The organism is Pseudovibrio sp. Alg231-02, from assembly GCF_900143565.1.
Lineage (GTDB): Bacteria > Pseudomonadota > Alphaproteobacteria > Rhizobiales > Stappiaceae > Pseudovibrio.
In genome coordinates, this window is sequence record NZ_FREX01000010.1 from 110,141 (window position 1) to 122,785 (window position 12,645).

A 12,645-nucleotide genomic window follows, 5' to 3' on the forward strand; every position below is an offset into this window, starting at 1 on the left:
GCGACCAGTCCACTTAAGCCCGAGTAAAGTCGCAAGGTAAGACCCTTACCCACATCACCCTCTGATCAGGACCCCACGCCGGAACACAAAAAAGCCCGGCAGTGAACCTGCGCTCACTCCGGGCCATCTTGAATTACATGCTTGGCTTAGAACGGAATTTCATCGTCCATTCCACCGCCGAAACCGCCAGATGGTGCTTGGCCACCACCGCCGCCACCGCCGAAGCCGCCGCCCTGATTGCTGGAGCCGCCACCACCAAAGCCACCGCCCTGGTCGTATCCGCCGCCACCGCCGCCGCTGCCGCCGAAGCCTCCGGACTGACCACCCTGGCCGCCTGCACCACCGCCTTCGCCGCGACCATCAAGCATAGTCAGCGTAGAGTTGAAGCCCTGCAGAACGATCTCGGTGGAGTATTTATCCTGGCCGCTCTGGTCCTGCCATTTGCGAGTTTGCAACTGACCTTCGATGTAAACCTTGGAGCCTTTGCGCAGGAATTGCTCGGCAACCTTTGCAAGACCTTCATTAAACACAACAACACGGTGCCATTCGGTCCGCTCACGGCGCTCGCCGCTATTACGGTCACGCCAGCTCTCCGAAGTAGCGATACGCAAGTTGACGATCGGACGACCGTCCTGCGTACGGCGAATTTCCGGATCTGCGCCCAAATTTCCAACCAAAATGACTTTATTGACGCTACCGGCCATTGAATTACTCCTAAGTCTGAACTCGCCCAAAGTTTAAGCGAGTTAAGTTGGCAAGTAACCTATGCTCCGCGCTCTACAATTCAAACAGACTTTCTCAAACCCGCGGTGGTTGTCCACATTTCCTAGGCTTTCAGTCGGAATATCAGGCGCCCGCAAGCAAGGCTCTCTGCTCGTTCTATTTTTGTTCCGATACAATGCCTTGCAAAACTGCCAAGTTCAACTCTCAATTTTTCTAAAAGACAATTTTACGCGAGCAAACTCAAAAAGGCTTGCTCCTTAAAATTGTTCCGTTTATGTTCCACCTGATTTCCAGCGCTCATTCTCCTGCATTTTGAGGATCGCGCCCAGACCTGTTTTGCTTTTTATATGCGAACTCGGTATCCGTGATAAAGGACAGTTCCATGGCGAAGTCGCCAACACATGACACACAAAATACTCCAGCGCGCGCAGACCTTATGAAGCAGATCACTGTACGTGGCGCTCGCGAACATAACTTGAAGAATGTGGACCTGGATCTTCCACGAGACAGCCTGATCGTCATGACTGGCCTGTCCGGCTCAGGCAAATCCTCTCTTGCCTTCGATACAATTTACGCTGAAGGGCAGCGCCGCTACGTTGAAAGCCTGAGCGCTTACGCCCGCCAGTTCCTTGAAATGATGCAGAAACCGGACGTAGATCAGATCGATGGCCTGTCACCTGCAATCTCCATTGAACAGAAAACCACCTCAAAAAACCCACGCTCCACAGTCGGCACAGTCACAGAAATCTATGACTACATGCGCCTCCTATTCGCGCGCGTAGGCATTCCATACTCTCCGGCAACGGGCCTTCCAATTGAAAGTCAGACCGTCTCCCAAATGGTAGACCGAATTCTGACATTGGAAGAAGGAACCCGCCTTTACCTGCTGGCCCCAATCGTGCGTGGCCGCAAAGGCGAGTATAGAAAAGAACTCGCTGAGCTCATGAAAAAGGGCTTCCAGCGCGTAAAAGTTGACGGCGAGTATTATGAAATCGCCGATGCGCCCACTCTGGATAAGAAGTTCAAACACGATATTGACGTCGTTGTTGACCGTATCGTCGTGCGTGAAGATATGGCTGGCCGCCTGGCAGATTCTCTGGAAACCGCACTGGAGCTTGCCGAAGGCCTCGCTACTGTTGAGTTTGCAGATCAGCAGGATGAGAAAGGCAAAGCAAAGCAGCTCATTTTCTCAGAAAAGTTCGCCTGCCCGGTCTCCGGCTTCACGATCCCGGAGATTGAACCGCGCCTGTTCTCGTTCAACAACCCGTTTGGCGCATGCCCGACTTGCGATGGTCTCGGCACAAAACTGGCGTTTGAAGCCGAACTCGTTGTACCGGACCAAACCCTGTCCCTTCGAGGCGGCGCGATCCTGCCATGGTCAAAAACCGGTTCAACCTCTCCTTATTACACCCAAACACTGGAAGCATTGGCCAAGCATCATAAGCAGCCAATGACCAAAGCTTGGAAAGACCTTCCTGAAGACTTCCGCAATGCGGTGCTGTTCGGAACCGGCAACACTAAAGTGCAGTTTGTTTATGATGACGGCACTCGCTCTTACAAAACCGAAAAGCCATTCGAAGGCGTTGTCGGCAACATCGAGCGGCGCTGGCGTGAAACAGATTCCCAGATGGTGCGCGATGAGCTCTCACGCTACCAATCCGACCATGCTTGCGACGCCTGTAAAGGCTACCGTCTCAAGCCTGAGGCGCTTTGCGTCAAAATAGCAGATCGCCATATAGGCGAGATCACAGCCCTTTCCATCAAAACCGCACACGACTGGTTCTCCAGCATTGATGAAAAACTCTCCGACAAGCAAAACGAAATCGCATACCGCATCCTCAAGGAAATCCGTGAGCGCCTGAAGTTCCTCAACGATGTTGGCTTGGAATACCTTTCCATGGACCGCTCTTCCGGAACCCTGTCTGGTGGTGAGAGCCAACGTATTCGCCTGGCCTCCCAGATCGGTTCCGGCCTGACCGGTGTGCTTTACGTTCTGGATGAACCATCCATCGGCCTGCACCAGCGCGACAATGCCCGCCTTCTGGAAACCCTGAAACACCTGCGCAATCTCGGCAACACTGTTATCGTGGTAGAACACGACGAAGACGCCGTCCTCACCGCAGATTATGTGGTGGATGTGGGTCCGGGCGCAGGTATCCATGGCGGACAGGTGGTCGCACAAGGCACCCCAGATGAAGTGATGGCCAATCCGGCCTCCCTCACCGGCAAGTATCTTTCCGGCAAAATGAGCATTCCGCAACCAGATGAGCCGCGCAAGATTGACAAGAACCGTCAGATCAAGGTGTTCGGCGCACGCGGTAACAACCTCAAAGACGTGAATGCTACCATCCCGCTTGGCACATTTACCTGCGTAACTGGTGTATCTGGTGGCGGCAAATCTACATTCCTGATCGATACCGTCTACAAGGCAACCGCTCGTCGCCTCAATGGCGCACGCGACAACCCTGCTCCGCATGACCGGATTGAAGGCCTGGAGCGTCTGGACAAAGTCATCGACATTGATCAGTCCCCTATTGGCAGAACGCCGCGTTCCAACCCGGCAACCTACACAGGCGCCTTCACTCCAATCCGGGAGTGGTTTGCAGGCATGCCGGAAGCAAAAACACGCGGCTACGCGCCGGGCCGCTTCTCTTTCAACGTAAAAGGCGGACGCTGCGAAGCCTGTCAGGGTGACGGTGTTATCAAGATCGAAATGCACTTCCTACCTGATGTATATGTCACCTGTGATGTTTGTAAGGGCAAGCGCTACAATCGCGAGACACTGGAAGTTCAGTTCAAGGGCAAATCCATTGCAGATGTACTGGACATGACCGTTGAAGAAGCAGCAAGCTTCTTCTCTGCCGTGCCATCCATCCGCGACAAAATGGAAACCCTCGCCCGCGTGGGCCTCGGCTACATCAAGGTCGGTCAGCAGGCCACCACCTTGTCCGGCGGTGAAGCACAACGTGTGAAACTGGCAAAGGAACTTTCCAAACGCTCAACTGGCCGTACGCTCTATATTCTGGACGAACCAACAACCGGTCTCCATTTCCACGATGTCGCCAAGCTGCTCGATGTCCTTCATGAGCTGGTCGATCAGGGCAACACAGTTCTCGTGATCGAACACAATCTGGAAGTGATCAGAACCGCAGACTGGATCCTTGACCTTGGCCCTGAAGGCGGGGACGGCGGCGGAACCATCGTCGCAACCGGCCGTCCACAGGATGTGGCAGAGGTACCAAAGAGCTATACGGGACACTTCCTCAAGGAATTGTTTGAAAGGCGAAGCGCCAGCAAACTGGACGCAGCAGAATAAAAACCAAATGGCCGGGCACTGTCCCGGTCATTTTTTTTGCAAAGACCACCACCCCAACAGTCTCTTTCCGCGAAAACAACACAAAATACCAGTCGGCGCCGCTCTATTACAAAACCTGTTCAAAGCCGGCGACACATTGAAATATGATTAAGTTTTCAGCACCAACTGCCTAAAAACAGCACTCCCAGCCCCTCAGGTATGCAGATTTGTGCCGCAAATCACAAAATTACCGCACTGCACAATCGTTAATTTTGGCATTTATGTCTTTTTGAACAATGGTAGCGCCATCATTTGCCATAATGCCATGCATTTTTTGCATATCGGACATGCGAAATGATGTGATGCACAATTGGAAAGTCTTTTGTATAAACCAACTCAAGGCCGCTGAGGAACTCCTCCCAATTAAACCTCGGCAGCCTAACATACAATCCTCAGGCAGCACCTCCTCCCAAGCTGCTTGATGGTTCTAAACAGAGATTTCCTCCCAGTTCTCTGTTTACTAGCTTCGCCCGTCGTTCCTCCCATCGACGGGCGTTAGCTGTTTTAAGGGCCTATTTTCCTCAAAACTGCCCATCGTCCTCAGTAAAGCAATCACACAAAAGAAAAGCGCACCAGCCTCGCTGATACGCTCTCCAAATCATCACTGCTTTACGCACATCACTGCGCAACTCTCATCACCAGCTCACCTGCCTGATGGGTTTTCCAAATCAGCGCTGGTCATAGTCAGCCACTTAGTCATGTGCAAAATATCAGGCGGCTTGCCATTACTTAGGCGCCAGCTGTCTACCACCCATGGAATCTCTGTGGTCGTATCCACCACAACAGCTGAAGCATGCGGATATTTGCCATCAAGGAAAAAACCGCGCGAGGCAGGCCGCGCCGCACGGTGGTATTTAAGCCAACCCTGAGAACCCGCATAAACCAGCAGGCTTGTTGTATTGGTCGCCTCATCAATGCAGTCCATCTGCCCTTTAACGTTGCCATTACCCATATCCAGCCCACCAATATCATTGGATGACCCAACCACAGGCCCAACACGCTTTTCTTGCCACTGCACCGCTTTGGAAATTGCAGCGCGTTCTGCTTCAGGGCTTCGATGCCCTCGCTTCAAAATCGTGCGTAATCGCTGTTTGTCTTTCTGGCTAAACGTCACAGCCGTGCGATATTCGCAGCCGAAACCATGACAGATGTAAAGTGTGTCACCTTTGTTTTCGATGCCACCCATCTGAGTATACCAGGTGCTTGGCTTTCTATTAATTTGGCTCATGCACGCAGTTAGCCCAATTGCGCCAACTGCAATCACGAAGGCCTGAGAAATTTTCTTCAGTTTCTTATTTGAAAAATACATGTGTTTTTGTGAATCACTTTGCACAACCATGGAAGATTGATGGCCTAAATGATTGAACTGAGCAAGTTCAGAGGCTAAGCAATTCGCAAGCGATAAACACTTAGGCTTCATCAGACGCTTTGGCGCAACAGAAGCCCAGTCGATTGGATAGGAAATGACGAAGCAGACCATACACGTGGTTGGCGGCGGCCTGGCAGGCTCCGAAGCAGCATGGCAGATCGCAGAAAAAGGCCTGAAGGTCGTTCTGCACGAAATGCGCCCAACACGTGAGACCGATGCACACAAAACAGATGACCTTGCAGAACTGGTGTGCTCCAACTCATTCCGTTCTGACGATGCTGAAAACAACGCTGTTGGCCTACTTCATGCTGAGCTACGCGCTGCCGGCTCCCTGATCATGAGATGCGCAGATGCCAACAAAGTGCCTGCTGGCGGCGCACTGGCCGTGGACCGCGATGGATTTTCCCAAGCTGTACAAGCCGCGCTGGAAGGCCACGAGAACGTAGAGATCCTCCGCGAAGAAGTGATTGAAATTCCATCAGCAGAAAGCGGTCAGGTCATTCTTGCAACCGGCCCGCTCACATCTCCAGCTCTTTCAGAGCAGATCCTGCAAGCAACCGGCGAAGACTCCCTCGCCTTTTTTGATGCGATTGCACCGATCATTCACACTGAATCCATCAATATGAACAAGGCATGGTTTCAGTCTCGCTACGACAAAGTCGGCCCGGGCGGTACGGGTAAAGATTACATCAACTGCCCAATGGATAAAGAGCAATACGAAGCCTTTATCGATGCACTGATCGGCGGCGAAAAGACCTCTTTTAAAGAATGGGAAGAAAACACACCATACTTTGATGGCTGCCTTCCAATTGAAGTGATGGCGGAACGTGGCCGCGAAACCTTGCGCCACGGCCCAATGAAACCAATGGGCCTAACCAATGCCCATCAGCCAGACATCAAAGCCTATGCCGTGGTACAGCTGCGTCAGGACAATGCCCTTGGCACGCTTTACAACATGGTTGGTTTTCAGACCAAACTGAAGTACGGCGCGCAGGCAGAAATTCTCCGTATGATCCCGGGTCTGGAAGAAGCTCAGTTTGCCCGCCTCGGTGGCCTGCACCGCAACACCTTCCTCAATTCACCGCGTCTTCTCGATGATCAGATGCGCCTCAAAGCTCTGCCACACGTGCGTTTCGCAGGTCAGATCACCGGCTGTGAAGGTTATGTGGAATCCACCGCTGTTGGATGTTTGACAGGTCTGTTTGCAGCTCATCAGGCACTTGGAACCGACATCGCACCTCCGCCAGTCACAACTGCATGCGGTGCAATCGTCAACCATATCACGGGTGGTCACATCGATCGCGAAGATGGCTCCGGCCCGCGTTCCTTCCAGCCAATGAACATCAACTTCGGCCTCCTGCCTCCTCTGGACGAAATGCCGAAGCATCCGGAAGGCAAGCGCCTGCGCGGGAAAGAAAAGACCCGCCTTAAAAAGCAGGTTATGGCCAAACGTGGTCTGGATGACTTTAAAGCATGGGTCGCGAACGTCTAACACGCACGCAACATACAATTAGAGACAGAAAGGCCGGATATTCCGGCCTTTTTCTATTTCCGCGAGAGTTTGGTAAGGCGGCGAGATGTCCGCCACATATGCCAGACACGCCGCATATGCGGCGCCCCACCGCAAACCTGCAGCGGCTCAAAACTATCTTTGTCCGCCTCATTGAAGAACAGTTCCACCTGAAACACGGGCAAAAACGCAGGCAGCACAGACGGGTCAATCCCTTCCAGTGCACTCTCACAATCATCGAGATGCTTTTTGCTCAGCTCCACCATTTCTTCAAAAGCCGCCCAGACAGCATCATTTGAACGGTTCCCTCGCAAGGCATTGGCATCCACACCGTGTCGTTCCATCACATCTTTGGGAAGGAACTGCTGGTGCCGCGAGGCCTGCCACGCAAGCGTCTGCATCAAGCCAGAGAGCGCATACGCCACACCACCATGGCCGCTGGCGTCAGAAAGCTGGCGATCAGCAGGTTTTCCGCTCAATATCATGGAGGCCAGCAGAACCACTGTAGAGCTGGTCTCCCCGCAATACCCCTCCAAATCATTGATGGTTGGCATTGGATCAGAATAAAGGTCGAACCGGCGCGCAGAAATCAGGTTGAGGAACGGCTCTCTTGGCAATTTATGATGCTCAATCGTCTCAATGATCGCCTGCGCAACCGGGTTGTGCATCACATCGCCATGATCAGTTCCACTCAGCGCATCATGCCACCATTGCAGGCGAATTTCTCCGGGCATCGGCTCATTGACCAGCTCTCGGATACGCGCAATCTCACAGGCAAAGGCGTAAAGGGCAATCAAACTCGGACGCGCAATAATCGGAGCATACAATGTGCTCAGGTAACGCTCGTAGCAGAAGCGTTTTACGAAATCATTACAGTGGTCATAGGCCTGGCTCATAGCTGGGTTCCACGCTTCTTTTTAAACGTCTTCAACTGCAATAAACACGGCTGCCACAGCTCGGTCTTCACCAAGAAGCACATTGTATGTGCGCACAGCAGCACCAGTGGACATGCTATCGACCATGATGCCCTTCTCACGAAACGGCCCCTTACGAGACTCTGGAAATGGCTTCAGCTCGTCACCAGCACCAATCAACAACACTTCAATATCGTCAGACTCTGCAAGGATTTGCGCCAGTGCCTCATCCGTAACCTCATCAAAGCTGGTTGGCGCCCAACCATAAACACCAGAGGGTACACACATCAGCGATCCACGATGAGACATATCGGCAAATCGAAAGCCGCCATTTCCGTAGGCGTCGATTTGAACCATACTTGGATAATGCGCATCCCGCACTTCCAAAGGCTCTCCACGTTTTCCCATAGTGTCCTCCAATGGCTATTTTCGCCCAGTATACGCGCAAATTGATAGCCTCTGTTTAATTACACGCGAAAGAATGTCCAATAGAAAATGGGGCTGACCACAACTGTGGTCAGCCCCATCTAAAACATTAGCTGTTTCCGCTGGTTAAGCAGATTTTGCCGGAGATGTTTCGTCGTCTTTCTTGTCAAACACGCTGGTACGAAGCTTCATGAGCATCAGCAGCGGAGAGGCAAGGAAGATAGAAGAGTAAGTCCCGATCACGATACCGAAGATCATCGCCAGCACGAAGGACTGGATCACTTCACCGCCCAGGAAGTACAATGCAAACAGCGCGAGCAAAGTGGTCACGGATGTCATTGTTGTACGGGACAAGGTCTCGTTGATGGACTTATCAAGCAGCTCTTCCAGAGAAAGACGCTTGTAACGACGCAGGTTCTCACGAATACGGTCATAAACAACCACCGTATCGTTAAGTGAGTAACCGATAATCGTCAGCACCGCCGCAATACTGGACAGCGTAAAGTCCAGCTGCAACACCGCAAACAATCCAACCGTCAGCAGGATATCATTGAAGGTGGTGATGATCGCGCCAACTGCGAACTGCCATTCAAAGCGGAACCAGATGTAAAACATGATCATCAGCAAGGCAGACCCGACCGCCAGCGTTCCTGCATAAGCAAGCTCGCCGGAGACACGAGGTCCAACCACTTCAGTTCTGCGGAATTCATATCCATCGGTAAAGGCACCACGGACACTCTCAACCACATCCTGCTGCGCGCTTTCACCTTCGCCCTGAGATTCAATGCGGATCAGAACTTCGGTAGGACTACCGAATTCCTGCACCTGCACATCACCCAGATCAAGACCACCAAGGGTCCGGCGAATTTCAGAAAGGTTCGCAGGACCGCTTGTGGACTGCAGCTCAATCAGCGTCCCGCCCTTAAAATCGATGCCGTAATTCAGGCCGATTGTCAGGAACAGCACAATGGAAAGAACTGCCGTAATTCCAGAAAACGGAAAACTCAACACCCGCCAATGCATAAAGCGGAAGTTGGTCTGCTCCGGAACAAGTCTAAGAAGTTTCATAGGGTCATGCTCCGAGTTAGATTGGCAGTTTGGATGGACGCTTACGCTTCACCCATACAGAGATGAGGAAACGAGAGATAGTAAACGCAGAGAACACTGTGGTGAAGATACCGATCATCAGCGTTACGGCGAACCCTTTAACAGGACCGGAACCGATGAAGAACAGGATCACAGCCACAATCAGCGTTGTGATGTTTGCATCCAAAATGGTGCCAAGTGCACGCTTAAAGCCCGCATCAATCGAACCAATAGCGGAACGACCAGCACGTGCCTCTTCACGAATGCGCTCGTAAATCAGCACGTTGGCATCAACCGCCATACCAATTGTCAAAACAACACCCGCAATACCCGGCAGGGTCAGCGTTGCCTGAAGCGTGGTGAGCACACCAAAGATCAGGAAAACGTTGGAAGCGAGCGCAAGGTTCGCAATGATCCCGAACTGGCCATAAGCTAGCAGCATGAAGATCACCACCGCTGCCGCTGCAACGATGGAAGCAACCTTACCACTATCAATGGAATCCTGACCAAGGCCCGGACCAACTGAACGCTCTTCAACCACATCCAGACGCGCAGGAAGCGCACCAGCACGCAGCAGAACAGCAAGATCATTCGCACCATCAACAGTGAAGCTACCAGAGATCTGACCGGAACCGCCTGTGATCGGCTGACGGATAACCGGAGCGGTGATCACTTCGTCATCCAGCACAATCGCGAACGGACGACCAACATTTGCGCGGGTCACATCCGCAAAGACGCGGGCACCGGCAGTGTTGAAGCGGAAGTTCACAACAGGCTCGTTTGTCTGCTGGTCAAACGCAACAGAAGCATCCTGCAGCTCTTCACCCGTCAGCAACGGGTTTTCATCCAGCAGGTATGGCTGGCCATCAGAACCCTCAACCACCATCGTGCCTGCTGGCGGACGGCCTTGAAGTGCCTGTGACGCGCTCATTTCCTGACTAACAAGATGGAACGTTAGCTGCGCGGTTGCACCAATGATATCCTTCAGACGCTGAGGGTTGGATTCACCCGGCGCTTCAACAAGGATTCGGTCAGTGCCCTGACGCTGAATGGAAGGCTCAGTCGTGCCGAGTTCATCAACACGGCGACGGATAACCTCAATGGACTGCCTCACAACGGAAGCGAGGCGCATGTCCAGACCTTCCTCGGAGAAAGCCATGCGGAACAGGCCATCACCTTGAGGTTCAAGAACAAATTCGTTAACCGCTGCACCGCCAAAAACGCCGGAGTTAAGCGGGTTTACCAGTTCTGCAAGGCGCTGTTCAGCCTCATCGAAGCGTGCATTATCACGAATGCGAACCTGAACGCCGTCTCCCTGAATACCCAGACCGGTGTAGCCGATACGTGGGTTCTCGCGCAGGGCCCGGCGGATATTTCCAACCAGCTGACGGAACTGTTTTTCTTTGTAATCTTCCTTATCAACCTCATAGAGCAGATAAGCACCGCCCTGAAGGTCAAGACCGAGAACAATCTGGCGCTTAGGCATAAAATCCGGCCAGGATTGAACGGTACTTGCCGGGAAGAAGTTCGGCAATGTTGTAAAGATACCGCCCAGCACCACGACGATAATCAGGGCGATTTTCCAACGCGCGAAATGAAGCATGAGTATATGCCCGGTCCTAGAATAGGCAGACCGCTCTCACTGCGGCGATTGCCGAAACAGGAAAGCGGTCTGAAACTACAGGTATCAAGGCGCGATTATTCGCCGTCCTTAACAGGTTCACCTTTGGAGCGAACTTCCTGGATCATGGCACGAGCAATACGCACACGCGTACCTTCAGCAATGTCCACCTGCAGTTCAGCATCATCAACGATCTTAGCAACTTTACCAATCAGACCACCAGAGGTCACAACGGTATCGCCGCGACGCAGATTGCTCACCATCTCCTGATGAGACTTCATTTTCTGGCGCTGAGGGCGAATGATCAGGAACCACATGATCACGAAGATCAGGACGAACGGCACAATAGACATTACAACGTCTGGCACGCCGCCTGCGGCCTGTGCATAGGCAGGGGTAATAAACATTAGTTTCTCCTTACCACAAATTCCCGAGGAACCTGATGGCGTTCATTAAACAATTGGCGAGGTGAACCCCTCCAAAATTGACCTTGGCCCGAAAGAACAAGGATTTTGCGCTGGACTATACAGTCCACTCCAACCTTTTCAAGGCATTGACATGCTAACTGGGACTTTCCCCAAGAGTATTGGACATGATACAGCTGTAAATAGGGATACTTGGCCGCAGATCAAATAGCAGAACCGCCGCTGAGACAATTTTTCACCTAGTGCATTTTGCGTAAAGCCTATGCCAGCGCACCTGAGTTAATCACGTAGATACACATGACCACTAAAGAAAATACCTCTGAAGTCGCCCTTCTTACATCCAAGCTGGACGAGATTGTCGCCCTGTTGGCCAGCTCCCTTCCCAAGCCTCCGGTTACTGTCAATTTCGACGAAGCCGATGCCTTTGTATTCCACCCTTCCCCGTTTGAGCTTGCACCTGTATCCAAAGTCAATCGGGTTGATATTAGCCTGCTCAAAGGCGTCGATCACTCCAAGAAAATGCTGATGGAGAATACAAATAGGTTCGCAGAAGGTTTTCCGGCCAACAACGTGCTGTTGTGGGGTGCCAGAGGCATGGGCAAGTCGTCTTTGGTGAAATCTGCTCATGCTGCGATCAACGCAGCACACGCAAACTCCGAAGGCGTCCGCAAACTTGTTCTCATCGAGATTCACCGCGAGGACATCGAAGCCCTCCCAGCGTTGATGAACGAGCTGCGCGGCAAGCCTTACAACTTCATCATCTTTTGCGATGATCTCTCCTTTGATGGCGACGACACCAGCTACAAGAGCCTGAAAGCAGCTCTGGACGGCGGCATTGAAGGTCGACCAGCAAATGTCCTGTTTTACGCCACATCCAACCGCAGACACCTTTTGCCGCGCGATATGATGGAGAACGAGCGGTCAACCGCGATCCATGCAAGCGAAGCGGTGGAAGAGAAGGTTTCACTTTCTGATCGATTCGGCCTTTGGATTGGCTTCCACAAATGCTCTCAGGATGAGTATCTGGATATGATCTACGGCTACACAGAGCATTTTGGCTTAAAGGTCGAGCAGGAGCAGCTCCGCGCGCAGGCTCTGGAATGGTCCACCACACGCGGCGCTCGCTCTGGTCGTGTCGCATGGCAATTTATTCAGGATCTGGCAGGCCGCCTCAGCCAAACGCTGTCCTGACAAGCAAAAGCGCTCATAAAAAAGC

Annotated in this window: 10 protein-coding genes; 3 read left to right on the forward strand and 7 right to left on the reverse strand. The window is 52.4% G+C overall.

The features are described from left to right. Positions 1–146 precede the first annotated feature (146 nt). Positions 147–704 (reverse strand): single-stranded DNA-binding protein, encoded by a 558-nt coding sequence (locus tag DHN43_RS22220; protein ID WP_063304007.1) that lies wholly within the window; start codon positions 702–704, stop codon positions 147–149. A gap of 401 nt (positions 705–1,105) precedes the next feature. On the opposite strand from DHN43_RS22220, the gene uvrA reads away from it, so the two are divergent. Beyond that, entirely contained in the window at positions 1,106–4,039 is a 2,934-nt protein-coding gene (gene uvrA / locus DHN43_RS22225) for an excinuclease ABC subunit UvrA (RefSeq protein ID WP_108820084.1), read from the forward strand. 682 nt (positions 4,040–4,721) lie between these two features. Here the strand turns inward: uvrA and DHN43_RS22235 are convergent. Next, positions 4,722–5,306, reverse strand: coding sequence for a hypothetical protein (locus DHN43_RS22235; protein WP_208995567.1), 585 nt, complete (start codon positions 5,304–5,306; stop codon positions 4,722–4,724). A gap of 235 nt (positions 5,307–5,541) precedes the next feature. Between DHN43_RS22235 and trmFO the strand changes: the two genes are divergently transcribed. Then, positions 5,542–6,939, forward strand: coding sequence for a methylenetetrahydrofolate--tRNA-(uracil(54)-C(5))-methyltransferase (FADH(2)-oxidizing) TrmFO (trmFO, locus tag DHN43_RS22240; RefSeq protein WP_108820086.1), 1,398 nt, complete (start codon positions 5,542–5,544; stop codon positions 6,937–6,939). Positions 6,940–6,992: 53 nt separating this feature from the next. On the opposite strand, the gene DHN43_RS22245 is transcribed toward trmFO, so the two are convergent. The 5 genes from DHN43_RS22245 to yajC all read right to left on the reverse strand — a co-directional run bounded on the left by DHN43_RS22245 (position 6,993) and on the right by yajC (position 11,411). Beyond that, entirely contained in the window at positions 6,993–7,853 is an 861-nt protein-coding gene (locus DHN43_RS22245) for a phytoene/squalene synthase family protein (protein WP_108820087.1), read from the reverse strand. Positions 7,854–7,874: 21 nt separating this feature from the next. Next, positions 7,875–8,279, reverse strand: a complete 405-nt coding sequence (locus DHN43_RS22250; protein ID WP_057466261.1) for an Mth938-like domain-containing protein — start codon at positions 8,277–8,279, stop codon at positions 7,875–7,877. 144 nt (positions 8,280–8,423) lie between these two features. After that, on the reverse strand, positions 8,424–9,365 hold the full coding sequence (gene secF / locus DHN43_RS27455) for a protein translocase subunit SecF (RefSeq protein WP_057466260.1): 942 nt from the start codon (positions 9,363–9,365) through the stop codon (positions 8,424–8,426). A 16-nt stretch (positions 9,366–9,381) separates the two neighbouring features. After that, positions 9,382–10,986, reverse strand: coding sequence for a protein translocase subunit SecD (secD, locus tag DHN43_RS27460; protein ID WP_057466259.1), 1,605 nt, complete (start codon positions 10,984–10,986; stop codon positions 9,382–9,384). Between the two features lie 95 nt (positions 10,987–11,081). After that, positions 11,082–11,411, reverse strand: a complete 330-nt coding sequence (gene yajC, locus DHN43_RS22265; protein WP_057466258.1) for a preprotein translocase subunit YajC — start codon at positions 11,409–11,411, stop codon at positions 11,082–11,084. Positions 11,412–11,726: 315 nt separating this feature from the next. Here yajC and DHN43_RS22270 point away from each other — a divergent pair, with 315 nt between their 5' ends. Beyond that, positions 11,727–12,620 carry an ATP-binding protein gene (locus tag DHN43_RS22270; RefSeq protein ID WP_108820088.1) on the forward strand — a complete coding sequence of 298 codons (894 nt, stop codon included), beginning with the start codon at positions 11,727–11,729 and terminating at the stop codon, positions 12,618–12,620. The last annotated feature ends 25 nt before the right edge of the window (positions 12,621–12,645 follow it).